Origin of the sequence: Nocardiopsis gilva YIM 90087, assembly GCF_002263495.1 — a bacterium.
Classification (GTDB): Bacteria; Actinomycetota; Actinomycetes; order Streptosporangiales; family Streptosporangiaceae; genus Nocardiopsis_C; species Nocardiopsis_C gilva.
In genome coordinates this window covers 2,067,775-2,092,078 of record NZ_CP022753.1, presented here as the reverse complement: position 1 = coordinate 2,092,078, position 24,304 = coordinate 2,067,775, and the positions used below count along the sequence as shown (strand labels likewise).

At 71.1% G+C, this 24,304-nt stretch carries 23 protein-coding genes and 1 pseudogene; 12 read left to right on the top strand and 12 right to left on the bottom strand.

Annotation, left to right across the window (positions count from 1 at the left end):
- Window positions 1-18: 18 nt before the first annotated feature.
- From rbfA to rimP, 6 genes and pseudogenes are all read right to left on the bottom strand, one after another.
- Entirely contained in the window at window positions 19-471 is a 453-nt protein-coding gene (gene rbfA, locus CDO52_RS09685) for a 30S ribosome-binding factor RbfA (protein WP_017617614.1), read from the bottom strand.
- Entirely contained in the window at window positions 464-772 is a 309-nt protein-coding gene (locus CDO52_RS09680; protein WP_026125585.1) for a DUF503 domain-containing protein, read from the bottom strand. Before CDO52_RS09680 ends, rbfA begins: the two co-directional genes overlap by 8 nt.
- Window positions 773-942: 170 nt before the next feature.
- A pseudogene (gene infB / locus CDO52_RS09675) lies at window positions 943-3,880 on the bottom strand (translation initiation factor IF-2).
- A 225-nt stretch (window positions 3,881-4,105) separates the two neighbouring features.
- On the bottom strand, window positions 4,106-4,360 hold the full coding sequence (locus CDO52_RS09665; RefSeq protein ID WP_232524426.1) for a YlxR family protein: 255 nt from the start codon (window positions 4,358-4,360) through the stop codon (window positions 4,106-4,108).
- 34 nt (window positions 4,361-4,394) lie between these two features.
- Window positions 4,395-5,447, bottom strand: coding sequence for a transcription termination factor NusA (gene nusA, locus CDO52_RS09660; RefSeq protein WP_017617611.1), 1,053 nt, complete (start codon window positions 5,445-5,447; stop codon window positions 4,395-4,397).
- Between the two features lie 24 nt (window positions 5,448-5,471).
- Window positions 5,472-5,954, bottom strand: a complete 483-nt coding sequence (gene rimP / locus CDO52_RS09655) for a ribosome maturation factor RimP (RefSeq protein ID WP_017617610.1) — start codon at window positions 5,952-5,954, stop codon at window positions 5,472-5,474.
- A 270-nt stretch (window positions 5,955-6,224) separates the two neighbouring features.
- On the opposite strand from rimP, the gene CDO52_RS09650 reads away from it, so the two are divergent.
- Together CDO52_RS09650 and CDO52_RS09645 are read left to right on the top strand one after the other, a co-directional pair.
- Window positions 6,225-6,752, top strand: coding sequence for a hypothetical protein (locus CDO52_RS09650; protein WP_017617609.1), 528 nt, complete (start codon window positions 6,225-6,227; stop codon window positions 6,750-6,752).
- Window positions 6,749-7,216, top strand: a complete 468-nt coding sequence (locus tag CDO52_RS09645; RefSeq protein ID WP_017617608.1) for a ferritin-like domain-containing protein — start codon at window positions 6,749-6,751, stop codon at window positions 7,214-7,216. Before CDO52_RS09650 ends, CDO52_RS09645 begins: the two co-directional genes overlap by 4 nt.
- A gap of 117 nt (window positions 7,217-7,333) precedes the next feature.
- Here the strand turns inward: CDO52_RS09645 and CDO52_RS09640 are convergent, their stop codons facing one another.
- Complete coding sequence (locus CDO52_RS09640; RefSeq protein WP_198345840.1) at window positions 7,334-9,088, bottom strand: proline--tRNA ligase; 1,755 nt, start codon at window positions 9,086-9,088, stop codon at window positions 7,334-7,336.
- Between the two features lie 209 nt (window positions 9,089-9,297).
- Here CDO52_RS09640 and CDO52_RS09635 point away from each other — a divergent pair, with 209 nt between their 5' ends.
- The 3 genes from CDO52_RS09635 to CDO52_RS09625 all read left to right on the top strand — a co-directional run bounded on the left by CDO52_RS09635 (window position 9,298) and on the right by CDO52_RS09625 (window position 13,286).
- Window positions 9,298-10,395, top strand: coding sequence for an LLM class flavin-dependent oxidoreductase (locus tag CDO52_RS09635; RefSeq protein ID WP_017617606.1), 1,098 nt, complete (start codon window positions 9,298-9,300; stop codon window positions 10,393-10,395).
- A 66-nt stretch (window positions 10,396-10,461) separates the two neighbouring features.
- Window positions 10,462-11,616, top strand: a complete 1,155-nt coding sequence (locus tag CDO52_RS09630; protein WP_017617605.1) for a phenylacetate--CoA ligase family protein — start codon at window positions 10,462-10,464, stop codon at window positions 11,614-11,616.
- Window positions 11,617-11,675: 59 nt separating this feature from the next.
- A complete protein-coding gene (locus CDO52_RS09625) occupies window positions 11,676-13,286 on the top strand; it encodes an AMP-binding protein (protein WP_332459813.1) in 1,611 nt (536 codons plus the stop codon).
- A gap of 4 nt (window positions 13,287-13,290) precedes the next feature.
- Here CDO52_RS09625 and CDO52_RS09620 read toward each other — a convergent pair whose 3' ends face one another.
- Window positions 13,291-14,253 carry an EamA family transporter gene (locus tag CDO52_RS09620; RefSeq protein ID WP_232524425.1) on the bottom strand — a complete coding sequence of 321 codons (963 nt, stop codon included), beginning with the start codon at window positions 14,251-14,253 and terminating at the stop codon, window positions 13,291-13,293.
- A gap of 101 nt (window positions 14,254-14,354) precedes the next feature.
- On the opposite strand from CDO52_RS09620, the gene CDO52_RS09615 reads away from it, so the two are divergent.
- Window positions 14,355-14,948, top strand: coding sequence for a MarR family winged helix-turn-helix transcriptional regulator (locus CDO52_RS09615; RefSeq protein WP_152471534.1), 594 nt, complete (start codon window positions 14,355-14,357; stop codon window positions 14,946-14,948).
- On the opposite strand, the gene CDO52_RS09610 is transcribed toward CDO52_RS09615, so the two are convergent.
- Window positions 14,945-15,373 (bottom strand): Zn-ribbon domain-containing OB-fold protein, encoded by a 429-nt coding sequence (locus tag CDO52_RS09610; protein WP_017617597.1) that lies wholly within the window; start codon window positions 15,371-15,373, stop codon window positions 14,945-14,947. The two genes, CDO52_RS09615 and CDO52_RS09610, sit on opposite strands and share 4 nt — an antisense overlap.
- Window positions 15,370-16,551, bottom strand: coding sequence for a thiolase C-terminal domain-containing protein (locus CDO52_RS09605; protein WP_017617596.1), 1,182 nt, complete (start codon window positions 16,549-16,551; stop codon window positions 15,370-15,372). The genes CDO52_RS09610 and CDO52_RS09605 overlap by 4 nt, the downstream gene beginning before the upstream one ends.
- Before the next feature lie 198 nt (window positions 16,552-16,749).
- Between CDO52_RS09605 and CDO52_RS09600 the strand changes: the two genes are divergently transcribed.
- Both CDO52_RS09600 and CDO52_RS09595 read left to right on the top strand, forming a co-directional pair.
- Complete coding sequence (locus CDO52_RS09600; protein WP_094932329.1) at window positions 16,750-17,328, top strand: flavin reductase family protein; 579 nt, start codon at window positions 16,750-16,752, stop codon at window positions 17,326-17,328.
- Window positions 17,329-17,379: 51 nt separating this feature from the next.
- On the top strand, window positions 17,380-18,225 hold the full coding sequence (locus CDO52_RS09595) for a spermidine synthase (RefSeq protein ID WP_094932328.1): 846 nt from the start codon (window positions 17,380-17,382) through the stop codon (window positions 18,223-18,225).
- 47 nt (window positions 18,226-18,272) lie between these two features.
- On the opposite strand, the gene CDO52_RS09590 is transcribed toward CDO52_RS09595, so the two are convergent.
- Window positions 18,273-18,998 carry a hypothetical protein gene (locus CDO52_RS09590; protein WP_017617593.1) on the bottom strand — a complete coding sequence of 242 codons (726 nt, stop codon included), beginning with the start codon at window positions 18,996-18,998 and terminating at the stop codon, window positions 18,273-18,275.
- Window positions 18,999-19,687: 689 nt separating this feature from the next.
- On the opposite strand from CDO52_RS09590, the gene CDO52_RS09585 reads away from it, so the two are divergent.
- The 4 genes from CDO52_RS09585 (at window position 19,688) to CDO52_RS09570 (ending at window position 22,786) form a co-directional block, all read left to right on the top strand.
- On the top strand, window positions 19,688-20,056 hold the full coding sequence (locus CDO52_RS09585) for a hypothetical protein (RefSeq protein WP_017617591.1): 369 nt from the start codon (window positions 19,688-19,690) through the stop codon (window positions 20,054-20,056).
- Between the two features lie 105 nt (window positions 20,057-20,161).
- On the top strand, window positions 20,162-20,920 hold the full coding sequence (locus CDO52_RS09580) for a TetR/AcrR family transcriptional regulator (protein WP_017617590.1): 759 nt from the start codon (window positions 20,162-20,164) through the stop codon (window positions 20,918-20,920).
- Window positions 20,917-21,639: a DNA alkylation repair protein gene (locus CDO52_RS09575; RefSeq protein ID WP_094932327.1), complete on the top strand. Its 723-nt coding sequence runs from the start codon at window positions 20,917-20,919 to the stop codon at window positions 21,637-21,639. The genes CDO52_RS09580 and CDO52_RS09575 overlap by 4 nt, the downstream gene beginning before the upstream one ends.
- A gap of 175 nt (window positions 21,640-21,814) precedes the next feature.
- Window positions 21,815-22,786 carry an FkbM family methyltransferase gene (locus tag CDO52_RS09570; protein ID WP_051060664.1) on the top strand — a complete coding sequence of 324 codons (972 nt, stop codon included), beginning with the start codon at window positions 21,815-21,817 and terminating at the stop codon, window positions 22,784-22,786.
- 1 nt (window position 22,787) lies between these two features.
- On the opposite strand, the gene CDO52_RS09565 is transcribed toward CDO52_RS09570, so the two are convergent.
- Complete coding sequence (locus CDO52_RS09565; protein ID WP_017617587.1) at window positions 22,788-23,942, bottom strand: thiolase C-terminal domain-containing protein; 1,155 nt, start codon at window positions 23,940-23,942, stop codon at window positions 22,788-22,790.
- Window positions 23,943-24,304 lie beyond the last annotated feature (362 nt).

The following is a 24,304-nucleotide window of genomic DNA, read 5'->3' as shown; positions in this document are numbered from 1 at the left end:
CGCGGTGCGCGGCGCGACTCAGACGCTGTGTGTGCCCTCGTCCTCGTCGTCCTCGCGCGGCGTCTTGTAGGGGTCGGCCTCGCCGGCGGGCGTGGCCGTCGAGGCGGCGCGTGCCACCTCGGCGTCGGACTGCCGGGCCTTCGTCAGCAGCTCCTCGATGTGCTGGGCGTTCTGCTGGACCCCGTCCAGCTTGAAGGTGAGGCTGGGGGTGTGCCGGAGCCCGGTCTGCCTACCGACCTCGGAACGGATCACGCCCTTGGCGCTCTCCAGCGCCGCGGCCGTGCCGGCCTCCTCCTCGTCGGGGCCGAACACCGTGTAGTACACCGTGGCGTCGCGCAGGTCGTTGGTGAGTCGCGCGTCGGTCACGGTGACGAACCCGAGGCGGGGGTCCTTGATACGGCGCTCCAGCATCTCGGCCACGATCCGCTGAATGCGGTCGGCGATTTTGCGCGCCCGTGCGGCGTCAACCATGGTTACTTTCTTCCTCTGAGCTGAAGAGCCGCTGCCTCGCGGCGAGCAGCTCGATCTCGGGGCGTCCCGCGACGAATCGCTCGCAGGAGTCCATGACCTCCGAGCAGTGCGCGGCCGTGGAGGCCGCGACGGCGACGCCGATCTCACACCGGCGGTAGAGATTCTGGTCGCCGGTCTCGGCGACCGACACGGAGAACTTCCGCCGGAGGTCGGCCACGATGGGCCGGACCACCGAACGCTTTTCCTTCAGGGAGCGGACGTCACCGAGAAGGATGTCGAGCGTCAGTGCTCCGACGAACAGGCGTCCGTTCCGTGTCATACGCGCCGAGTTTCGCGATCTTGATGTCATATGTGGGCCGCTTGACGGCGCGGCCTGAGCCGGAAGGGATTCGACAGAGACCCCGGACCCCGACACGAGGCCGGGGTCCGGGACCTTCACCACTCACACTGTCACGTCAGTGCGCGCCAGTGTCAGTCACGCGGCTTCTCGCGCATCTCGTACGTCTCGATGACGTCCTCGACGCGGAGATCGTTGTAGCCGATACCGATACCACACTCGTATCCGTCGCGGACCTCGGTGGCGTCGTCCTTGAACCGGCGCAGCGACTCGACGTTGAGGTTCTCCGAGATGACCACACCCTCGCGGATGAGGCGTGCCTTGGCGTTCCTCCGGATGATGCCGCTGCGGACGATCGAACCGGCGATGTTGCCGATCTTCGGCACCTTGAAGACCTCGCGGATCTCCGCGGAACCGAGCTGGACCTCCTCGTAGATGGGCTTGAGGAGACCCTTGACGGCCGCTTCGACCTCGTCGATGGCCTGGTAGATGACCGAGTAGTAGCGGATGTCGACGCCCATGCGGTCGGCGAGCTCGCTGTTCTTGCCCTCCGGCCGGACGTTGAAGCCGACGATGATGGCGTCCGCGGACGCGGCCAGGTTGATGTCGTTCTGCGTGATCGCACCGACACCGCGACCGATGACGCGGATGGCCACCTCGTCGCCGCCGGCGTCGATCTTGAGCAGCGACTCCTCCAGGGCCTCGACCGAACCCGACATGTCGCCCTTGATGAGCAGGAGCAGCTCGTTGCGCTCCCCCTCCTCCAGGGTCTTCTGCCAGTTGTCGAGGGTGACCCGGCGGCTGGACTTCGCCTGCTGGGCAAAGCGCTCGCGCGCCTCGCGCTGCTGCGCGATCTGACGGGCCACCCGGTCGTCCTTGACGACCAGGAAGTTGTCACCCGCGCTGGGCACGTTGGTCAGACCGAGCACCTGGACCGGGCGGGACGGCTCGGCGGTCTGCACGTTCTGGCCGTGCTCGTCGAGCATGGCGCGAACGCGGCCGAAGGCGTCGCCGCAGACGATCGAGTCGCCGACGTTGAGCGTGCCCCGCTGGACCAGCACCGTGGCCATGGAACCGCGGCCGCGGTCCAGGTAGGCCTCGATGGCCAGGCCCTGGGCCTCCATGTCGGGGTTGGCCCGCAGGTCGAGCGCGGCGTCGGAGGTCAGAACGACGGCCTCCAGCAGGTCATCGATGTTCTCGCCCTTGAGGGCGGAGATGTCGACGAACTGCACGTCACCGCCGAACTCCTCGGCGACCACGCCGTACTCGGTCATCTGGGCGCGGACCTTCTGCGGGTCGGCACCCTCGACGTCGATCTTGTTGACCGCGATGACGATCGGCACCTCGGCCGCCTTGGCGTGGTCGATGGCCTCCGCCGTCTGCGGCTTCACACCGTCGTCGGCCGCGACCACCAGGATGGCGATGTCGGTGGCCTGGGCACCGCGGGCACGCATGGCGGTGAACGCCTCGTGACCCGGGGTGTCGATGAAGGTGATCTTGCGCTCTTCACCGTCGACCGTGGTCGCCACCTGGTAGGCACCGATGTGCTGGGTGATGCCGCCGGCCTCGCCGCTGACCACGTTGCTGTTCCGAACGGTGTCCAGCAGCTTGGTCTTACCGTGGTCGACGTGGCCCATGACGGTGACCACCGGCGGACGCGGACGGAGGTCGGCGTCGGTGCCGCTGTCCTCGCCGAACTCGATGGAGAACGACTCCAGCAGCTCGCGGTCTTCGTCCTCGGGGCTGACGACCTCGACCCGGTACTTCAGCTCCTCGCCGAGCAGCTGCAGGGTCTCGTCGGGCAGCGACTGGGTCGCGGTGACCATCTCGCCCAGGTGCATCATGACCTGGACCAGCGACGCCGGGTTCACGTCGATCTTGTCGCCGAAGTCCGACAGCGACGCACCGCGCGACAGCCGGATGATCTGGTTGTTGCCGCTCGGGATCTTGACGCCGCCGAAGCTGGGCGCGCCGAGCTCGTTGAACTCTTGACGCCGCTGCTTCTTGGACTTGCGCGCACGGCCCGGACGGCCGCCCGGACGCCCGAAGGCACCCGCCGTTCCGCCACCGCGGCCGCGACCGCCACCGGGGCGACCGCCGAAACCGCCGGGACGCGGGCCGCCACCGCCGAAGCCGCCGGGCGAGCACCGCCGCCGGGCCACCGCGGCCACCACCGGGACGGCCACCGCCACCGCCGCGGCCCCACCGGGACCACCACGGCCGCCACCGCCCGTCGACGGCGTCGGACGCGACGACGGCATGTTCATCGGGCTCGGGCGCGGACCCGGACGCGGGGCGCCACCCGGGCACCGCCGCCGGGACGGGGACCACCGGAACCGGCGCCACCGCCGGGACGCGGGCCTGCGGGCGCGGCGCCTGCGGACGCGGGCCGCTGGTGCCGGCGCCGCCACCGCCGCCGGGACGGGAACCGCTACCCGCGGCACCGCCGCCGCCCGGACGCTGGCCGCCGCCCTGCGGACCGGGCCGGGGGCCCGGACGCGGGACGGCTTGGCACCCATGCCGGTCGCTGTCGACGCGAAGGGTTGTTCCCCGGACGCGGACCCGCGGACGCGGGCCAGGACGGGGTCCCTTGCCGGACTCGGAACGACCGCCGCGCTCGGAACGGCCGCCCGGCTTCGGACCGGCGGGGCGCTCCGTCTTGTCGGCCTTGTCCGCCTTTTCTGCCTTGGGGCCCGCCGGACGCGGTCCCGGCTTGGGACCCGGCTTCGGCGTACCACCACCGGGGGCGCTGGGACGGGCAGCCGGACCCGGCTTCGGGCCTGGTTTGGGAGCGGGGCGCGACGGCGCACCACTGTCGGCCTCGGCGGGCTTCGCCGGGGCCGGGGACTCGCCGCGCGGACGCGGCTTGGGCTCCGCAGGGCGGGGCTTGGCGCCGCCCTTCTTCTCGGCGGAGCCGTTGTTGAAAGCTTCCTGAAGCCGACGGACGACGGGTGCCTCTATCGTGGAGGACGCCGACCGCACGAATTCGCCCATTTCGTTGAGCTTGGCCAGAACAGCCTTGCTCTCTACTCCGAACTCCTTCGCGAGCTCATATACCCGGACCTTCGCCACTGCTCTCCTCTATCTCGGTCCGGGACATGGGCTTGTGCCGGACCGTCGCTAGCTTGATGTACTCATCGCTGCGTACTCATCGAGCGCTCATCGCAATCTCGACCCGCTTTCTCGTCGTTACACAACAATGGGTCAAAGCCCGCCAGGCATGCTGGCATAGCTCGACCCGCCACCCGACGGTGAGTACAACCATCGCGGTGACGCGATCATTCCAACCCTATCGGTCTATCGTGCCCCGCTCCAACGCGATTCCTCGGCGAAGAAGGCGGCGGCGCGCGAGGTGTCCAGCCGGCCTGTGGCCCGGAAGGCGCGCGGCCACACTCGCCTCCGCTCGGCCGATTGCCAGCAGCGGGGATCGGGGTGCAGATAGGCGCCCCGGCCCGGGAGGTGACCGGTGGTGTCGGGCGTGACCACGCCACCATCGTCCACCAGCCGCACCAGGTCGGACTGGGCTGCCCGCGACCGACAGCCCACGCACATCCGTACGGGGTACGACCGGTCGCGCTCGCCTAGTCTATCGCGGCGACGCATCGGCTTGTCCGGTTGGCTGGTCGCTTCCGTCGTCCGGAACCCCCTGCGGCTCGACCGGCGTGAAGCCGGTCGCGGCCTCCACGGGCTCGGCGTCCGAGCGGATGTCGATACGCCAGCCGGTCAGCCGGGCGGCCAGCCGGGCGTTCTGCCCCTCCTTGCCGATGGCCAGCGACTGCTGGTAGTCGGGGACGGTGACCCGGGCTACCTTGGCCGCGGCGTCGAGCACCTCGACCTCGTTGACGCGGGCCGGGGACAGGGCGTTGCCGACGAACACGGCGGGGTCGTCGGAGTAGTCGACGATGTCGATCTTCTCGCCGTGCAGCTCCGCCATGACGTTGCGCACGCGGCTGCCGAGGGGGCCGATGCACGCTCCCTTGGCGTTGACGCCGGCCTTGTTGGACTTCACCGCCATCTTGGTGCGGTGACCGGCCTCACGGGCGATCGCCGCGATCTCGACGGTACCGTCGGCGATCTCCGGGACCTCCAGCTCGAACAGCTTGCGCACCAGGTTGGGGTGGGTCCGCGACAGCGTGACGGACGGGCCGCGGTGTCCCTTGCGGACCTGCACGACGTAGGCCCGCAGGCGCTCGCCGTGCTCGTAGGGCTCGCCGGGGACCTGCTCCTGCGGCGGCAGGATGGCCTCGATCTTGCCGAGGTCGACCAGCACGTTGCGCGGGTCCTTCCCCTGCTGGATCAGACCCGAGACGATCTCGTTCTCCCGGCCGGCGAACTCACCGAGGGTCAGCTCGTCCTCGGCGTCGCGCAGCCGCTGCAGGATGACCTGCTTGGCGGTGGAAGTCGCGATGCGTCCGAATCCAGTGGGGGTGGCGTCGTACTCCCGGACGAGGGTTCCCTCGTCGTCGGTCTCGGCAGCCCACACCGTGACGTGCCCGGTGGTGCGGTCGAGCTCGACGCGCGCCGGGATCTCCGTCCCTTCCTGGCGGTGATAGGCGATCAGCAGGGCGTCCTCGATCGCCTTGACGACGAGATCCACCGAGATGTCCTTCTCGCGCTCCAAGCTGCGCAGGACACTCATATCGATATCCACGGGGCTCCCCCTCTAGTCCGCCGCGTCAGCGTCGGCGGCGCGGCGGAATTCCACCTGGACCTTGCCGCGTACCAGGTCAGCGTAGCCGTACTGGTGGCTCTGGCCCTCGACGTCCAGGGTGACGCCGGATTCGTCGGCGTCGATCACACGGCCCTGGACCTCACCGCCCTCGGCGAGTCGGGCCTGCACCAGGCGGCCGCGAGCGCGCCGCCAGTGCCGGGGCTGAGTGAGCGGCCGGTCCACACCGGGGGAGGTCACTTCGAGCACATACGGGGCCTTGCCCATGACATCGCTGGCGTCGAGCGTCGTGGTGATGTCCTGGGTGATGGCCCCGACCGAGTCGAGGTCGACACCGTCATCGGAGTCGACGACGACCCGCAGCAGACGACGCTTGCCCGCCGGGGTGACCTCGACGTCCTCCAGATCCAGGCCGGCGTCGGCCAAGACCGGCTCCAGCAGCTCGGCGAGACGGTCGCGGCGAGCCTGCGCCCCCATCTGTGATCCTCCTCGGCGAATTCCACCCGCGCTCCTCGGCGAGGACGGGGCGGTCCAGCTCTTGACATAAGTTGTCCGCACGTCACGACGACGGCGGTTTGAGATCAAGGGTATCCACAGTCGGCGTCTCCCCAGGCCTCTCCGCATGGCGATCGGACATGCTTTTTCCAGTGTGGTTCCAGTGTGGCCGCCACGCGCGGGGTTGCGCCAAAGGCGCGCCCGCCGTGGAAAGATGGACATTCAAACGTTGAGAAGGGTGAGGAGAGGGGCTTGGGCCACGACTCCCGGGCTGTCAGCCGCCGTACGGTCGTCATCGGTGCGATCGCGGGCCTCGCGACCATCGGACTCAGTGCCTGCCAGGGGCGACGCTGGTATCCCAGCGAGATCAGCCCGGACGAGTACGTGCTGCGCGCGGTCATCACCGAGAAGGAGCGCATGATCGCCCGGTACGAGGCGACGGTGGCCGCCGGTGAGGGGCCGGTGGACCTGCTGCGGCGGGTCCTCGACGACCACAAGAGCCACCTGGCCGCCCTGCGGGAACGGCTGCCCAGCCCGGATGAACGGGGCGGGAAGCCCGAGGAGTCCGTCAGCTCACCGAGCCCCACACCCGACCCCGTCGCCGAGACGGCGGTCTCGGTGGCCTCCCTGCGCGTGGCGGAGTCGAGCGCGGCCGGGGCGCGCGGTCGGCAGTCGGCCGATGTCTCCGACGCCGGTCTGGCCCAGCTGATCGCCTCAATCGGCGCCTGTGAGCTCGGACACGCGCACCTGCTCTCACGAAAGCATCCGGAATCAGAATGAGTGCCACACCCGAGGAAACGCGAGAGTTCACCGACACCGGCGCACTGCAGCGCGCGCTGCGCGCGGAGCACGCCGCCGTGTACGGCTACGCCTACATCGCCGCGCACTGCGCCGACGCCCGGCGGGAGCGGTCGCATGAGCACCTGGACGCCCACCGGGCCCAGCGCGACGCCCTGAGCTCACTGCTCGCGGAACGCAAGGTCGAGCCCGACCCGTCCGAGAGCTCCTACGACCTGCCGGATTCCACCGACGACGCCGACCTGGACGCCCAAGCGACAGGACTGGAGGAGCTGACCGCCCAGGGCTACCTGGAGCTGGCCGCCGCCTCCGACCCGGTGCTGCGCGAACTGGCGGCCCGATCCCTCCAGTCGGCCACCGTCCGGGGCCTGCAGTGGGGCGGGAAGCTCGCGCCCTTCCCCGGATTCACCCCGGACCAGGCGCCGGACTCCGACGCCGCGGAGTGACCCGCCCCGGCACATTCGTTGATCTCGGAGATATCGACCTTGTTCCAGCGAGTATTCGGTCGATATCCCCGAGATCAACGGGGGTGTCCGGCGGACGTCCGCCGGACACCCCGAGGCTCAGGCGCCCGTGACGATGTCGGTGACCTTCTCGACCACGGCGTCCAGCGCGATCTCCTCTCGCTCGCCGGTGGCGCGGTCGCGCAGCTCCACGACGCCCTGGGCCAGGCCCTTGCCGACGATCACGGCGGTGGGGATGCCGAGCAGTTCGGCGTCGGTGAACTTCACGCCGGGTGAGACGCCCTTGCGGTCGTCGACGAGCACGCGGACGCCCTTGGCCTCCAGCTCCTCGGCAATGCGCAGGGCGACCTCGATCTGCTCGCCCTTGCCGGTTCCGACCACGTGCACGTCAGCAGGGGCGACCTCCCGCGGCCAGATGATGCCCTTGTCGTCGTAGGACTGCTCGGCGATCGCGGCGACGGCGCGCGAGACACCGATGCCGTAGGAGCCCATGGTGACCCGCTTGGGCTTGCCGTCGGGGCCGAGCGCGTCGACCTCGAAGGCGTCGGTGTACTTGCGGCCGAGCTGGAACACGTGGCCGATCTCGATGCCGCGCGCGGTGTAGAGGGTGCCGTGGCCGTCGGGCGAGGGGTCGCCGTCGCGCACGTCGGCGACGTCGATGGTGCCGTCCGGCGTGAAGTCGCGTCCGCACACGAGGTTCATCACGTGGTGGTCGGCCTTGTCGGCTCCGGTGATCCAGCGGGTGCCCTCGACGACGCGCGGGTCGACGAGGTAGCGGAGCTTGTTCGCGAGCAGCGCGTTGGGGCCGACGTAGCCCTTGACCAGGAACGGGTTGGCCGCGAAGTCGTCCTCGTCGAGCATCTCGACCTCAGCGGGCTCGACGGCCGCCTCCAGCCGCTTGACGTCGACATCGCGGTCGCCGGGCAGGCCGATACCGATGATCTCCCAGTCCTTCTCGCCCGGCCGGCGCAGCTTGAGGAGCACGTTCTTCAGGGTGTCGGCGGCGGTGACCGTGTCGTCCACCAGCCCGGAGGTGTTGAAGAAGTCGACCAGGGTCTCGATGGTCGGGGTGTCGGGGGTGTGGTGCACGGTCGCCTCGGGCTGGCCCTCGACGGGGAGGGCGGGCGTCGCGGGGATGCGCACGGCCTCGACGTTGGCGGCGTAGCCGGAGTCGGTGCTGCGGACGAAGGTGTCCTCACCCGTGACGGCCTCGGCGAGGAACTCCTCGGAGGCCGAGCCGCCCATGGCGCCGGAGGTGGCGGCCACGACGACGTACTTCAGGCCGAGCCGGTCGAAGATGCGGATGTAGGCGTCGCGGTGCGCGTCGTAGGACGCCTGCAGCCCCTCGTCGTCGAGGTTGAAGGAGTAGGAGTCCTTCATGTGGAACTCGCGGCCGCGCAGGATGCCGGCGCGGGGGCGGGCCTCGTCGCGGAACTTCTCCTGGATCTGGTAGAGGATCACCGGGAAGTCCTTGTAGGAGGAGTACTCGCCCTTGACGAGCAGGGTGAACAGCTCCTCGTGGGTGGGGCCGAGGAGGTAGTCGGCGCCCTTGCGGTCGACGAGGCGGAAGAGGGTGTCGCCGTACTCGGTCCAGCGGCCGGTGGCCTCGTAGTACTCGCGGGGCAGCAGCGAGGGCAGCAGCACCTCCTGGGCGCCGATGCGGCTCATCTCCTCGCGCACGACGGCCGACACGTTGTCCAGCACGATCTTGCCCAGCGGCAGCCAGGAGTAGACGCCGGGCGCGGCGCGCCGGACGTACCCGCCGCGGACCAGCAGCTTGTGGCTCGGCACCTCGGCGTCCGCCGGGTCCTCACGCAGGGTGCGCAGGAACAGGGTCGACATCCGCAGTAGCACGGCCACTCCTCGGTAGTGATGGGAAAGTCCTGGGCTTAAGGCGACGGCCTTAAGCGGTGGAAAACCAGGCTAGCGGCCCTGACGTGTGCTAGCAGCCGTGTTTTCGCCCCGACGATGCGACCCGGAGCCCGGGGACCCCTTATCGGCGCTGCCTCCCGCTGCTACGCTACCAAGCGAACGCTTGGTTGTTCCGACCACCGGAGGCGTGCATGCCGTCGCTGCGAGTCAGCCTGGGGTACGAGGTCGAGGTCCGCGGCCGGACGCGGGACGTGGAGAAACGGGCGTTCGACGCCGTCGTGGCCCAGGCGGAGCTGGCGGACGAGCTCGGGTACGAGGCCGTGTGGATGGTCGAGCACCACTTCACACGGGGCTTTTCGCACTCCTCGGCGCCGGACCTCACCCTCGCGGCGATCTCACAGCGCACCCGGCGGCTCCGGCTCGGCCTGGGCGTGGTGCTCCTGCCGTTCCAGTCGCCCGTGCGCACGGCCGAACGCGTGGCGACGCTGGACGTGCTGTCCGGCGGCCGGGTCGAGTTCGGCACCGGGCGAGGCGCGTCCCCCGTGGAGTACCAGGCCTTCGACCGCCCCTTCGAGCAGTCGCGGCGGATCTGGGAGGACTCGCTGGACGCGGTGCTGGAGATCTGGGGTGCCGACGGCGCCCCGGTCACCATCGCCAACCCGTACTTCGCCGTGCCGGGCGTCTCCGTCCACCCGCGCCCGCTCCAGGACCCGCATCCGCCGGTGTGGGCGGCCTCCACCAGCCTGGACGGCTACCGCGCCGCCGCCCGGCGCGGCTACCACCTGCTCGGCATGACGATGCTCAAGGGGCTGGACGACGTCGCCGAGGACATCGCCGCCTACAAGGCGACCCTGGCCGAGCACGGCTTCGACCCAGCGACCCGGCGGGTGGCACTGATGATCCCGTGGCACGTGGCGCCCACCCGCGACGAGGCGATCGCCACCTCCGCCGACGCCGTGCTGTGGTACATCCGCCGCCAGGTCAACCTGGTGACACCGCCCGACTACTACGACGCCCGGCACGCCACCCACCGCGTGCTGGGCCAGCTCGCGGCCGGAATGCCGCCCGAAGAGGCGCTCCAGACGCTGCGCGACCACCACATGGTCGTCATCGACGACGTCGCGGGCTCCCGCCGGGCCGTCGAGCGCGTCCGCGCGGCCGGGGCCACCGACCTCATCTTGCAGGCCCAGGTGGGCGGGCTCGGCCACGAGCACGTGTGCAACGCGATCAAGCTCTTCCGCCAAGAAGTAGCGCCCGCGGACAGCGCGGAAATCGGACGTGGGCCGTAGGCGGCGGCGCCCACCGTGAAGGACGAGGGAAGGCCGCACGGCCGAGGTTGCAAAGGGAGGGCGGGAATGACGGAGGAAGCGGGGGCGGCGGCCGTCCAGGGACGTCATGGCGGAAACGGCGCCTGGATCGGCGACGACGACACGGTCCTCGGCTCGGTCGACGGCACCGGTCTGCTGCTGGTCGCCCCCGGGACCGGTACGGTTGCCGCGCTCGGGCCGGAGGACCGGAACGCAGCGGTGGACGTCGGCGCGCGGACGCTGGCCGCCGCCGGGGTCGGGACGGGCGACCGTGTCGTCGTGGCGTTGAACAATGAGGGCGCGCAGGCGGGAACGCTGCTGACCGAGGCCGCCGTCGCCGCCGGGGCGAGCGCCGCCGCGATCGGGCCGCGGGGGCGGATGCGGCTGCACGGTGCCCTGGAGGTGGTCGGGGCGACCACCCTCGTCGCCACCACGACCGGCGCGATGGACCTGCTCTCCCGGCTCCACCTGGAGTTCGGACTCGATCCGCTCGACCTGGGCCTCCGCCGGATCCTGCTCGCGGGTGAGATCGCGGTCCCGGGCGCCCGGCGCCAGCTCGCGGAGGAGTTCGACGCCGAGGTCATCGATCTCCTCATGGACCCGCGGTTCCAGATCCCGCTGGCACGCGGCGTCGAGGGAACCCTTGTGCCGACCGTGGCAGGGACGGTCGGGCTGGCCCCGCTCACCGAGGACCGGCCGGTCCCGCCGCCCTACCCCGGCGGCGCGGCGGAGATCACCACCCACCCCGTCTGGCACTCCGAGCTGTCGTCGACGACCGTGCGCACGGGGCTCGTCGCCGTTCCGGGCCCTGGCGCGACCGCCATCCCCCTCCCCCAGCACACGGTCGGCGACCGCGTGCTGGTGCGCGGGCAGTGGCTCTCCCTTGCCCGGCTGGAGCGGGCGCTGGCGCCCATCGACGGCATCGCCCACTGGACCCTGCACGTCAGCCGCCCCGGCACCCTCGACACGGCCACGCTGCGCGTCGTCTTCGCCCGCGCTTCCCTCGTCGAGAACCCGATGTGGCGCGGGCGCATCGAGCAGGCGCTGGCCGGGCTGACCCCCGTGCGGATCGACCTCGTGATCGAGCCCCACATCGACGACGAGCGCCGCCCCGGCACCGTGGCCGACGACCGCGGCCACCACCTCGCCCGGACCCGCGCGGAGGCGGAAGGACACCACCATGCGGACCTCCCCCACCCATGAACCCAACGGCGTCGCGCCCGAGATCGCACCCCTGCCCGGGACTGGACCTCGATCCCCGCATGCTGCGCGCCCAGGCCCGCGCCCGCCCGGACGCGGAGGTGCTGGTCGGCCCGGACAGCCGGCGCACCCTCGCCGGGTTGGCGCGGGAGGCCTCGGGGCTCGCCCGGGCGATCATCGCCACCGGTGTGCGGCCCGGTGACCGGGTCGCGGTGATGGGCCCCAACTCCGCGCGATGGGCCGCGCTGGCCTTCGCGATCTGGGACGCGGGGGCGGTGCTCGTGCCGCTGTCGAGCCGGTTCAAGGGGTTCGAAGCCGCCGACCTGCTGCGCCGCACGGGGGCACGGCTCCTGTTCGCCACCGAGCACTTTCTCGACACCTCGTTCGTCCGCTTGATCGAGGAGGTCAGCGGCGGCCCTGCTGCCGGGAGGGCGTTCGCCGACCTGCCCGACCTGCGGCGGGTCGTGCTGATGGACGCGACGCCGGAGGATCCGGCGGCGGCGCGTTCCGGTGTGGAGTCCTTCGACGCCTTCTGCGCCCGGGCCGACCAGGTCGCAGCCGACACCGCTGAGGACCGGGCGCTGTCGGTGCTGAGAGGGGATCTGGCCGAGGTCCTCGGCACGTCCGGGACCACCGGCGCGCCCAAGGGCGTGATGATCCACCACGCCCAACTGCTGCGCGGGTACTGGGACTGGTCCGCGGTGGTGGGGCTGGGCGAGGATGACCGGTACCCGGTGATCGCGCCGTTCTCGCACGGGTTCGGTGTCAACGCGGGTCTGCTGGCCGGCGTGATGCGGGCGGCGACGCTGCTCCCCCAGGCGCGATTCGATCCGGCGCGGCTGATGGAGCTGATCGCGCGCGAGCGGATCAGCGTGCTGGCCGGGCCTCCCACCGTGTTCCAGCGGCTCCTCGCCGCTCTGGAACAGGGCGGGGGGTGGTCAACGAAGCGGCGCCGCGACGTCCCCCTCCTCCGGGTGGGGATCTGCGGGGCGGCCTCGGTTCCTTCCGAGCTGATCCGCCGCCTGCTGGAGCGGGGCGTGGTCCGTCGGATGATCAACGCCTACGGGCTGATCGAGGGCACGGTCGTGTCCATGACCCGGGAGCGCGACGCGGTGGACGTCATCGCGACGAGCACCGGACGGCCGATGCCGGGGGTGAGCGTCGAGATCGTGGACGATGACGGCGTCCCGCTGCCGACCGGACGGCGGGGCGAGATCGCGATCGGCGGGTACGGCGTCATGCGCGGTTACTGGGGCGACGCGGAGCGCACGGCCGAGGCGATCGACGACGCCGGGCGGTTCCGCACCGGCGACATCGGCGTGCTCGACCCGACCGGGAACCTGTCGATCGTCGACCGCAAGAAGGACATGTTCATCTGCGGCGGCTTCAACGCCTACCCAGCCGAGATCGAGCGGCTGCTGCTGCGCCACGCGGGCGTCGCCCAGGCCGCCGTCGTCGGTGTCCCCGACGCGCGGATGGGCGAGGTCGGCCACGCCTATGTGGTGGCCGGTGCGGGGGCGGAGCTCACCCCGGAGGCCATCGTCACCTGGGCGCGGAACCATATGTCGAACTACAAGGTCCCGCGCCGCGTAGTGCTGGTGCGTGCACTGCCGACCAACCCCAACGGCAAGGTCGACAAGGGGGAGCTGCGCCGCCGCGCCGCCGCGGGGTGAGCCGTCAGCTCAGGTGCCGATCCGCCGCCTGCCGGGGCTGCCACTGGCCGGCCACCATCGCGCCGAGCGCGATGAGGAAGCCGAGCAGCTGCCAGGGGCTGAGCCCCTGGCCGAGAACCAGGAAACCGGCGATCAGCGCGGTCATGGGGTTGGTCAGCGCGAGGAAGCTCACCTGTGCCGGGACCAGGCGCTCGATACCGCGGAACCACACGAAGTAGGCCAGAGCGGTGCCGATGAGGCCGAGGTAGACGAAGCCGACGACGTTGGTCGCGCTGAGCGCGGACGGCGCGCCCTCCACCGCGAAGGCGATCGGGGCGAGGACGAGCCCGCCGACGGTCAGCTGCCATCCGGTGAGCGTGACGAGGGAGACGCCGTCGGGACGGCCCCAGCGTTTGCCGAGCACGACCGCCGTTCCCATGAGCAGAACGCCGGTGAGCTGGGCCAAGACTCCGAGCGGATCGATGGCCGCGTCGCTGGTCAGCACCATCAGCCCCACCCCGACGACCCCCGTGACGGCCGCGCCCACCGACCACAGGGTCGGCCGGGCTCCGAGGATCAGAGCGGAAAGTGCGAGGACCACGAGGGGCAGGACCGCACCCACGGTCGCGGCCACGCCGCCGGGGAGCCGGTAGGCGGCGAAGAACAGCAGCGGGAAGAAGGCGCCGAAGTTCAACGTGCCAAGGACGGCGACCTTCCACCACCAGTTCCCGGTGGGCAGGCGCCGGGTGAAGGCGAGCAGGATCAGCCCGGCCGGGAGGGCACGTAAGGCGGCGATGAGCAGGGGGCGGTCGGGGGGCAGCAGCTCGGTGGTGACGACATAGGTCGTCCCCCAGCTGACCGGGGCGATGGCGGTGAGCGCCACGTCGACGACGCGGGATCGGGACCCGGAGGAGGGGCGGGACGGGGATGGGGAGGGCGCCTGCGTGGGACGGGCGGTGACGGTCATCGGGATCACCTCAGCATTCATCTTCTTAATGTTGAAGTAATCATCCTGAGGTACACTCTTAGTGTCAAGTAAATGAACATTGAGATGTTTGGGGCACGTCCCCGGTGAAGGGAGGGCGCGGGATGTCCGGTGGCGCAGGAGCGGGGGCGGAGCGCGCGGTGAGCGCGAACGGGAGCGGCGCCGGACCTACGCCCGAGCGCGATGCCGTCGACGAGATCGTCGACCAATGGCGCGCGGAGCGCCCTGACCTCGACTCCGAGATCATGGCCCTCCCGGGGCGCATCTGGCGCGCGGCCAACCTCCTCAACCGAGCGGTCGCCCAGCAGCACGCCGAACACGGCCTGGAGGGGTGGGAGTTCGACGTGCTCGCCACGCTGCGCCGCTCGGGCGCGCCCTACACCCTGTCCGGCAAGGAACTGGGCGCGGCCGCCATGAAAACCTCCGGCGCCATCACCAACCGCGTCGACCGGCTCGTCCGCAAGGGCCTGGTCGAACGGAACACGGCCCCACACGACCGCCGCACGATGCTGGTCAGCCTCACTCCCGAGGGGCTGCGCCTTGTGGACGAGGTCGCGGAGAGCCACGTCGAGAACGAGAAACGGCTGCTGTCGTCCCTGTCCACCGAGGACCGCGACGTCCTCGGGGAGGCCCTGCGTCGCCTACTCATCTCCCTCGGCGACACCTCGCTGGAGCCCCAGGGCCCAGAGAAGCGCTAAGCGACCTGTGCGGCCTCCGGCCGCCACAGCACCAGGGTCAGCTCGTCATCGACATCGGTGAACACCGCCCGCACCGCAAGGCCCGAACGCAGCGCGTCCGGGCCCGCGCCGGTCAGGCCGCCCCAGCAGTACAGCCCCGGCGCGTCGTCCAGGGCGACGTAGAGCACGGTGGAGGGGACCTCGTCGGCGAAGGCCGGGTGGACGACCTGGTGGGTGACGACCCAGCTGACGACCCGGCCGGTACCGCAGCCGGCGGTCCACGACCACACCTCGGAACGGCAGCGGGCGCACAGGTCGCGCGCCGGGAAGCGGAGGGTCCCGCAGCCGTCGCAGCGCTGGAGGGTGAACTCGTGGCGTCGCAGCGCCCGCCACCACGCCGCGGAATCGCGGTCGGCCGCGGGGCGCGGGCGCTCCGCCGCCGTCATCGGCCCACCGTCAGCAGCAGCGCCGACGTCCCGGCCAGCACATAACCCGGTTGACCCGTCGAGAGCGCGACCTCGGCCCCGGGGACCTGGCGCTCACCCGCCTCCCCGCGCAGCTGCTGGACGGCCTCGGCCACGTGGTTGATGCCGTGCACGTAGCCCTCCGAGAGGAATCCGCCGTGTGTGTTGACCGGGAGCTCCCCGGTCGGCCGGGTCGCCCCGGAGGCGACATAGGGGCCGCCCTCCCCCTTGCCGCAGAAGCCGTAGTCCTCCAGCTGGACCAGCACGGTCCAGGTGAAGCAGTCGTAGATCTCGGCCACGTCGACGTCCGGCGGCCCCAGCCCGGCCATCGCGTACAGCCGGGGAGCCAGCCGGGCGGCATACGACGTGGTGAGGTCGGTGCCCGTGGGCGACGCGGAGGAGTAGGCCGAATGGCCGCCTCCCCACGCCGTGCCGCTGATGTCCACGGCAGGGCGGCGCAGGTCGCGGGCGCGCTCGGCCGCGGTCACGACAACGGCGCAGGCGCCGTCGGTCTCCAGGCAGCAGTCCAGCAGCCGGAACGGCTCGGCGATCCAGCGCGAGGCGAGGTAGTCGTCCATCGTGATGGGCTCGCGTTTGGCGGCCCGCGGGTTGCGGGCGGCGTTGGCCCGCTGAGTGATCGCGACGTGCCCGAGGTGCTCGTGTGTGGTGCCGTAGGCGAACATGTGGGCGCGGGCCGCCAGCGCGTAGTGCTGGACGGGGGCGACGAGTCCGTAGGGGGCCTGGTACTGGAGGTCGAAGGCGCCTGCCGGGGCACGTCCCTGGCCGCCCATCCGGAATTCCGAGCGCGCGTTGATCGCCCGGTAGCAGACCACCGTCGTCGCCATCCCGGTCGCGACGGCCATGGCGGCCTGTCCGACCACCGCGTGCGACACGCTGCCGCCGCCGAACTGGTCGAGGTACCAGCGCGGATCATCGACCCCCAGGGCGGGGCCGACCACCCACGGAGGGCTGGAGTCGCCGACGCGGTGGGTCGCGATCCCGTCGACGTCGTCGGCGACGAGCCCGGCATCGGCGAGCGCGGTGAGAATCGCCCTACAGGCCAGCGTCGTCGTGCTGACGCCGGAATCCCGGGTGAAGGGCGTGTAGCCGACACCGGCGATCGCCGCGGCCCCCGACAGCGCCCTGCGGTCCCTCGCCATGGAACTCCTCTCCCCCTCCGCTCGGTGCTCCCGTCATGGCGGGAGGAATCCGGGCGGACCGGGTGACTCGGCCTCCGATGGCAGCTAGAGTACTAACCAAGCAAGCGCTTGGCTAGGAGAGGACAGAGTGCGCAGGAGCGCGGAAAGGCGGCGCCCGTGCCGACCGACAACTGCGGAGGGGGAAACCGGGGAAGAGCTGTGGCCGTCGAGGTCGCGGACGGTTTCGACCGTGGCTTCGACACCCGTCGACTGCGCGACACGCTCGGCCGCTTCGCCACCGGGATCGTCGCGATCACCGGGCGGGACCCCACCACCGGAGCTCCGGCCGGGCTGGCCGCCAACTCCTTCACCTCGGTGTCCCTCGAACCGCCGCTCGTGGGATTCTGCGTCGCCCACACCAGCTCCAGCTGGCCGGTGCTGCGCACCTCGTGCGGGCAGGTCGTCAACGTCCTCGGCGCCGACCAGGAGGGGGTGTGCCGACAGATGGCGGCGAAGGGCGGGGACAAGTTCGCCGGCCTCGACATCATCCCCTCACCGCGGGGCAATCCCGTGCTGACCGGCGCTCTGGCGTGGCTGGAGTGCGACGTCGTGGCCGAGCACGTGGCCGGGGACCACCTCATCGTGGTCGCCCGCGTGCACCAGCTGCGGCTCGGCGACGACGCGGGCCCCGGCCCCCTCGTCTTCTACCGCGGGACCTACGGGGGGTTCCGCCCCGCGGACCGCTCCGCGCCGGATGCTCCGGTGTTCTCGCGCTCCGCACGGCCGCCGTACCGTTAATGGCCACAGGGCCGCGCGGCCCGCACAACGAGGATGGGTGGGCAGGGGCGGATGAGCAGGCACGGCACACAGCACACGCCGGGTGTCACGGCGCCGGAGGTCGAGCTGATGCGCGACGCCGATCGGCCCGACGCGTGGATGCTCGTGGTCGACGGCACCCCGCAGTCGCACGTCGATCTCGCCGACCCCACCCACCTGGACTTCGAGTACGTGCGGCGGCTGGGGCACGTGGCCGATCTCGCGGCACCGACCGGTGAGCCGATCGACGTGCTGCACCTCGGGGCCGGCGCGCTCACCCTGGCCCGCTACATCGCGGCCACCCGTCCCGGTTCACGCCAGCGCGCCGTCGACATCAACGCCCGGCTGGTCGAGCTCGTCCGGAGTTCACTTCCCTGGGACCGGCGGGCCGAGATCCGCGTCGGGATCGGCGACGCCCGCGCATGGCTGGGCCAGCGCCGGGACGGCATCGCCGACCTGATCGTCTGCGACGTGTTCGCGGGCGCGCGCACCCCGGCCGCCATGACCTCGGTAGAGTTCTACGCCGAGGCCGCGCGCGTGCTGCGCCCCGGCGCAGTGGTGGCCGCCAACATCGGGGACGGACGGCGGCTGCGGCATGTCCGAGCGCAGGTCGCCACGGCCGCGCGCGTCTTCGCCGAGGTCGCCCTGGTCGCCGAACCTGGCGTACTGCGCGGACGACGGTTCGGCAACCTGGTGCTGGCCGCCTCGGACCGCCCGCTCCCCGTCGACGAGCTGGCGCGGCGCGCCCACCGCGACCCGGACATGGCCCGTCTGCTCTGCGGGGAGGAGCTGGAGCGCTTCGCCGCCGGGGCGCAGCCGGTGTACGACGCCACCGCTGAGGACTCCCCCGAGCCGCCCGAGGGCACCTTCGTGCGCTGAGCCGCGGCACGTGCCTGCCCTCGTCGCACGGGCCGGATTCCGCCTGCCTAGTCCGGGAGCTCGTGGTCGAGCAGGAAGGAGAACTCCTTGGTCTGCGCCAGCTGCACGCCGCCCCCGGGATCCGGCCGGGTCGACATGGCGGTGAGCTTTCCGCCCCGCCACCACAGGAACTGGTCGGTGAAGGGGGCGTCGTCGCCCACCAGGCTCTGGAAGGTCTGGTAGAGGAACGGGATGATCGGCGCCGACCGCTTGCTCCGCAGGACGGAGTAGATCATGGTGTTGGCGTTGGGCAGCATGACGACGGCCCCGTAGGGCAACGGCTCCTGGGCGATCTCCGTCAGCCGCATCACGTGTGCGGAGCCGGGCCAGCCCATGCCCATCACGGCGTGCACGGGCGTGTCGGCGTTGGTCTGGTAGGTGCGCACGTCGATGGGCTCGCCCGCGGTGTTCGTCAGCGCGGTGAACCACAGGTCCTGCTTGGTCATGCCCCACGCGTGGGCGTGCCGCTTCTCCAGCACCACGGCCTCGATGCTGTGCGGGTTCGGCCGGAAGACCACCAGCGCCGTCAGCACCGAGTTGATGGAGTACGCCAGCTTGTCCGTACCCAGCGCGCTGGGGTCGCCGGTGAGAAAGACCCGCAGGTGGGGTGCAACCGCCGCGAAAGGCTCGCCCAGCAGCCGACCTTGGATGTCCGGCGGCGCCTGCGGGGCCGGTGGCGGCGGAGGCGGGGGTTGCGGCGGCCCGTACTGCGGACCGTAATAGGGGTAGCTCATCGTCGCTGGGGTACTCCTCGCTGACAGCAGTTGGGTCGCGCCCTCATCACCAGCCACGGGACGCGGTGAGGATATGGACGCATATGCCCATCATGGCGTTCCCCCGCATCCCGCCGCGACATGATCGGCACCGTGCCCAGCGGTGTTTCGGTCGTCAACACCGTGTCCATATTCGGCCACGGCGATTGGCAATCGCGAGAATCGGGCACCTCACGGGATGGCGACGAATTCGTGCCACGGGAGTGCCGCCACCCCAGCGGGCGGCACGTCCGGATGAACACCCGTGTGCACCTGTCCTTGAGGAGGGACCATGCCCCAGTCCTCACCCGCACCGCCGACCCCTGGCGGCTGCAGCTGCGGACCCGGCTGCGGATGTGGATGCCAGAGCGGCGGCCCGTGTAACTGCGGCGGGAGCTGCGGCTAGACACATGCGGCGAGTGACCCATGGACGTCACGGAGAGCGACGAATCCCTCGACCAGCCCCGACGTCCACCTGAAGAGCACGGGTCGTCCCAGGCCCCCGGGACGACCCGTGCATTCCTGTGTGCACCCCGCACGTTCGGCCATTTACTTCGGCGCGCCCCCATTTCCTTCCCCCGCCTTTGTTGCGACAATAAGTAATGATGTTTGTACGCTTAGTTACTTAGACGGGTTGAGGCGGAGCACCGTGAGCCGGAGGGAATGGCACGATGTCGATTTCCGACATGTCAGCATCAGCGGAAGGACAACTGGACGATCACGAACGGCTTCGCCTCTATATCGAAGGCGTCCGCGAACGGGCCATCAAAGCCGTGCCCTGGGGGCCGGACACCGTAGGCATCCCCCGCCAGGCGAGCGAAAGCGCGCTCTTGCGGATCAATGACGTCGCTTTCTACGCCAACGCGCGCCAGGAGGTCACCAGGTTCGCCGAGCTGTGCCTGAGCCTGCTCCAGCTGCACCACCCGCGCGACGGCGGCGGTCTGTCCAGCGGGGCCGCCCCGCCCACGCAGCGCTGCAACTGCTGCATGCTGCGCTGGCCCTGCCCGACCCTGCGCGATATGGTCCGCCTGCTCGACTAGCACGACCAAGCGGCGGAGGCGCCGCGCACGCCTCGGGCCGCCTCGTCGACACCGGCCGTGTCCGCCTTGACCAAGCGGTTGGACGGCAGCGGCATAATGAGGGGCGTGAACACCCCAGACCACAACGCCTCGGTGACCTCCGGGGACGACTCCGGCAACGACACCGCCGGGCGCGCCCCGCGCAGGCGCGGCCGGGGCCGACAGGGCGCGTCCGCCCTCGCCTCGGAACGGCGGGGCAACCTCGTGCGCCTCGCGGCCGAGCTCTTCGCCGAGAAGGGCTTCCAGGCCACCACGGTCCGCGAGATCGCCGACGAGGCGGGCATCCTCTCCGGCAGCCTCTACCACCACTTCGACTCCAAGGAGTCGATCGTCGACGAGGTCCTCTCGTCCTTCCTCGACGACCTCCTCCGCGACTACCGCGCCGCGGTCGCCGAGGGCGGCGACCCGCGCGAGCTGCTGGCGACACTGGTCCACGCCGCCTACCGGTCGCTGCAGCCGCACCGCGCCGCGATCACCGTCGTGCAGAACGACTGGAACTATCTGCGGCAATTCCCCCGCTTCGGCTACCTCACCACCTGCGAGCAGGAGATCCAGAACATCTGGATCGACGTGATCCGGAACGGTCAGGCCCAGGGCGTCTTCCGCACCGATATCGACCCCAAGCTCACCTACCGGATGATCCGCGACACCATCTGGGTGACGGTGCGCTGGTACCGGCCCGAGGGTGCGCTCAGCACGGCCGACCTCGCCGACCACTTCATCGCGGTGTTCTTCGACGGCATCGTGCTGGGTGAGCGCGGCACGGTCAGCCGCCCCGCGCCCCTGCCCAGCACCCCCACACCGACCCCCCTCGCCGGCACATGACCGCCCACCTCGGCCTGATCGCCGCCGTCCGCGACCGTCTGCGCGAGATGGGCGACCCGGAGAAGGCCGGACCCATGCGCGACTACATGAAGTCCGACCTGCCTTTCCACGGGGTGCAGGCCGGACGGCGGCGGCGCGCGATGGACGAGATCTTCGCCGCCTATCCCATCAGTGACCCCGTGACGTGGGACGACACCACCCGCACCCTGTGGCGCGCGGCCACGCACCGCGAGGAGCGCTACGCCGCCGTACAGCTGACCGGACACCACCTCTACCGGGACTTCCAGGGGCCCGGGGCCGTGGGGCTGTACGAGGACCTGATCGTGGCCGGTGCGTGGTGGGACTACGTGGACGAGATCGCCGTGCGGCGCATCGGGCCGATGCTGCGCGACGACCCGGCCCACATGCGGCCCATCATCCGCACGTGGGCGTCGTCCGGCGACCTGTGGCTGCGCCGAACGGCGATCATCTGCCAGAACACCGCCGGTGCGGCGACCGACGCGCGGCTGCTGTTCGACGTGATCGAGCCGAACCTGGGCCACCAAGGATTCTTCATCCGCAAGGCCATCGGCTGGGCGCTGCGCTCCTACGGGCGGGTCGACCCCGACGCGGTGGTCCGCTTCATCAAAGAGACGGAGCAGCGGATGTCCCCGCTGTCCCGTCGGGAAGCGCTGAAGAACCTGAAGGACGCCGACCCGGCGGCCCACGCCCTGTCCTGACCGCGGGACCGACCGCCTCCCTCCACCTCCGCTCCCAGGAAATTCCCAGCATTCCGTCATCGGGTCGTGACCTGACAGCCGCGCGGGGTTACTCTGAGCGGGTTCGCCGCTCCCCACGGGAGGGTGAACGAGCGAGGAACCCGAGCGCGGAAACAGGCACAACGGGACGGTGGTCATGGCTGAGCGGACCGCGCGGGCAGATCAGGAGCTCCGCACCCGCAGGCGCACGTGGTACGGGGCCAAGAGGCACGTCAAGCGGTTCTTGGGCTGGAGGCTGCCCAACCTCGCCATGCGGGGGGCGGTGCGGGTGGCCGCGCCGTCGCTGCGCGCCACCGGCCGACTGCCCGCCCCCGCCCGGATCCCCGAGGTCACGGGCCGGGTCTACAGCTCCGAGTTCACCATGCTCCGACCGGCGCAGTGCGTGGTGGCCAAGGAGCTCTACTGGGGTGAAGGGCACCGTCCGCAGCCGGCCGACGACTTCGCGGTGCGGCTGTTCGCGGCGGTGGCACGGCGCTGCGGCACCATGTTCGACATCGGCGCCTACACCGGGCTCTTCACCCTGGTCGGGACGGCGGTCAACCCCACGGTCCGGGCGCACGCGTTCGAGATCGTGCCCGAGGTCTACCACGCGCTGGTCGACAACTGCGTGCGCAACCGGGTGCTGCACCGGGTCACCCTGCACCACACGGGCGTGGGCGATCCGATGCGCAGGGCCGAGATGCCCGCGCGCTCCGCGGACTCCGCGCTGCCCTGCTTCTACTCCGAGACGATGACGTTCGACGACGGGGTCCCGGTCGAGATCGTCGCGCTGGACGCGTTCACCGACGCGGTGCCCGAGGGCACGTCGACCGTGCTCAAGGTCGACGTCGAGGGGACCGAGGCCGCGGTGTTCGAGCACGGCGCCCGTTTCCTGAAAGCGCACCGCCCCGACATCCTCTGCGAGGTCCTGCCCGGCGCGGACGGCGAGCGGCTGCGTTCGCTCCTGGAGCCCCTCGGCTACCGGTTCCACCTCGTCGGCGAGCAGGCGCTGGCCCCGGCCGCCCCGATCACCGGGCACGACCGGTTCCGTGACTGGTTCTTCACCACCCGCACCCGCGCCGACCTGCAGGGGCTGGGGATCCCCGTGGCGCGAGCCCCCGAGGCGTAGGTCACCCGTCCGCCACGAGCAGCGCCGCGCTGCCGTAGGCGCCACCGAACCCGGTGCACAGGGCGGCGGAGGCGCCGGGCACCTGGTTCACCCCGTCGCCGCGCAGCTGGCGCACGGCCTCGGCCACGTTGTTGAGCCCGTGGACGTACCCCTCGGAGAGCAGCCCGCCGTGCGGGTTGACCGGGACGCGGCCGGTGGCGGAGATCCCGCCGGTGCGCAGCACGGTGCTCAGCTCGCCCGGTGCGACCAGCCCGAAGTCGGTCAGCTGCCGGGGGACGAGGAACGAGTAGGCGTCGTAGAGCAGCGCCACGTCCACGTCGCTCGGACGCATACCCGCGCACTCGTAGAGGCGCGGGGCGAGGTGGCCGGAGAAGACGGCGGAGGGCTCGGGGCTGCGGTCGAGTCGGGACAGGTCCGGACGCCCACCGCGCACCACCGCCCGCACGCGCGGGGCGCCGATGGCGGCGGCGCGGTCGGCGGAGGTGAGCACGAGAGCGCACGCCCCGTCGGTCTCCTGGCAGCAGTCCGCCCGGCGCAGGGGGTCGGCCACCAGGGGGCTGGCGCGATACTCCCCCGGTTCCAGGGGCGCGCGGCGAAGGGCGCGGGGGTTGGCGGCGGCGTGCCGCCGCGAGGTGGTGACGACGGCCTCCAGGTCGTCGGTGTCCAGTCGGGACTCGTGCAGGTAGCAGCGGGCCACCAGGGCGAAGTGCTCGATCGGCCCGATGACGCCGTAGGGGACGGTGAACTGGCGCTCGACCCCCGCGCCGAGTCGGAGGCCCTGCCGGTTCATCCGGCGCCCGGAGCGCCCGTTGAGGGAGCGGTGGACGAGCACCGTGGCGGCCTGGCCGGTGGCGATGAGCATGGCGGCGTCGCCGAGGATGGAGGCGCACTGCGTTCCGCCGCCGTGGATGTCGTTGTGCCATCCCAGCCGGGGCAGGGCGAGCTCGCGGGCGAGGTCGGTGACCGACGCGGAGTCTCCGAGGTGATAGGCGAGGACGGCGTCGACGTCGGCGGGCTCCAGACCCGCGTCGGCGAGCGCGGCGCGGGCCGCCTCAGCGGCCAGGGCGAGTGGGGTGCGGCCGGACGAGCGGGTCAGGTCGGTCATTCCGACCCCGACGACGGCGGCGCGGTCGGCGATGCCGTCGTGGCGGCGCATCGGTGCCTCCGTCCGCGCTGCCGCACACGGTGCGGGCGGCGCTCCCGCGGGGCCAGGCCGGTACGAGCCGACGCCACCTGCCGGAGAAGGGGCGCGATCCATCTCCGACAGGTGACGCGTTCTTCCATGCCTGCCGTCCGGTACACCCGACGGACCGGAGTCCGCCGAACGCTCTCACCGGGCTTCGGCTATGCCCCGAAGCTAATACCGAATCATGTTCCAATGCAAGACTCAAAAAGGAACTTGTTATAGATCATTGCAACGGAGTGCCGATCACCTTCATACCCATGCAAGATGGGAATACGAAGATCTTCCACTCAGTGAGAAGCGCGGAATCTGAACCAAATAAGAACATGATCTAG

Bases quoted from the DNA above. Each gene is read 5' to 3' on its own strand.
- rbfA (WP_017617614.1), bottom strand. From the start codon at position 471: ATGGTTGACGCCGCACGGGCGCGCAAAATCGCCGACCGCATTCAGCGG.
- CDO52_RS09665 (WP_232524426.1), bottom strand. From the start codon at position 4,360: ATGTGCGTGGGCTGTCGGTCGCGGGCAGCCCAGTCCGACCTGGTGCGG.
- nusA (WP_017617611.1), bottom strand. From the start codon at position 5,447: ATGAGTGTCCTGCGCAGCTTGGAGCGCGAGAAGGACATCTCGGTGGAT.
- rimP (WP_017617610.1), bottom strand. From the start codon at position 5,954: ATGGGGGCGCAGGCTCGCCGCGACCGTCTCGCCGAGCTGCTGGAGCCG.
- CDO52_RS09645 (WP_017617608.1), top strand. From the start codon at position 6,749: ATGAGTGCCACACCCGAGGAAACGCGAGAGTTCACCGACACCGGCGCA.
- CDO52_RS09635 (WP_017617606.1), top strand. From the start codon at position 9,298: ATGCCGTCGCTGCGAGTCAGCCTGGGGTACGAGGTCGAGGTCCGCGGC.
- CDO52_RS09630 (WP_017617605.1), top strand. From the start codon at position 10,462: ATGACGGAGGAAGCGGGGGCGGCGGCCGTCCAGGGACGTCATGGCGGA.
- CDO52_RS09625 (WP_332459813.1), top strand. From the start codon at position 11,676: ATGCTGCGCGCCCAGGCCCGCGCCCGCCCGGACGCGGAGGTGCTGGTC.
- CDO52_RS09620 (WP_232524425.1), bottom strand. From the start codon at position 14,253: ATGAATGCTGAGGTGATCCCGATGACCGTCACCGCCCGTCCCACGCAG.
- CDO52_RS09615 (WP_152471534.1), top strand. From the start codon at position 14,355: ATGTCCGGTGGCGCAGGAGCGGGGGCGGAGCGCGCGGTGAGCGCGAAC.
- CDO52_RS09610 (WP_017617597.1), bottom strand. From the start codon at position 15,373: ATGACGGCGGCGGAGCGCCCGCGCCCCGCGGCCGACCGCGATTCCGCG.
- CDO52_RS09605 (WP_017617596.1), bottom strand. From the start codon at position 16,551: ATGGCGAGGGACCGCAGGGCGCTGTCGGGGGCCGCGGCGATCGCCGGT.
- CDO52_RS09595 (WP_094932328.1), top strand. From the start codon at position 17,380: ATGAGCAGGCACGGCACACAGCACACGCCGGGTGTCACGGCGCCGGAG.
- CDO52_RS09590 (WP_017617593.1), bottom strand. From the start codon at position 18,998: ATGAGCTACCCCTATTACGGTCCGCAGTACGGGCCGCCGCAACCCCCG.
- CDO52_RS09585 (WP_017617591.1), top strand. From the start codon at position 19,688: ATGTCGATTTCCGACATGTCAGCATCAGCGGAAGGACAACTGGACGAT.
- CDO52_RS09575 (WP_094932327.1), top strand. From the start codon at position 20,917: ATGACCGCCCACCTCGGCCTGATCGCCGCCGTCCGCGACCGTCTGCGC.
- CDO52_RS09570 (WP_051060664.1), top strand. From the start codon at position 21,815: ATGGCTGAGCGGACCGCGCGGGCAGATCAGGAGCTCCGCACCCGCAGG.
- CDO52_RS09565 (WP_017617587.1), bottom strand. From the start codon at position 23,942: ATGCGCCGCCACGACGGCATCGCCGACCGCGCCGCCGTCGTCGGGGTC.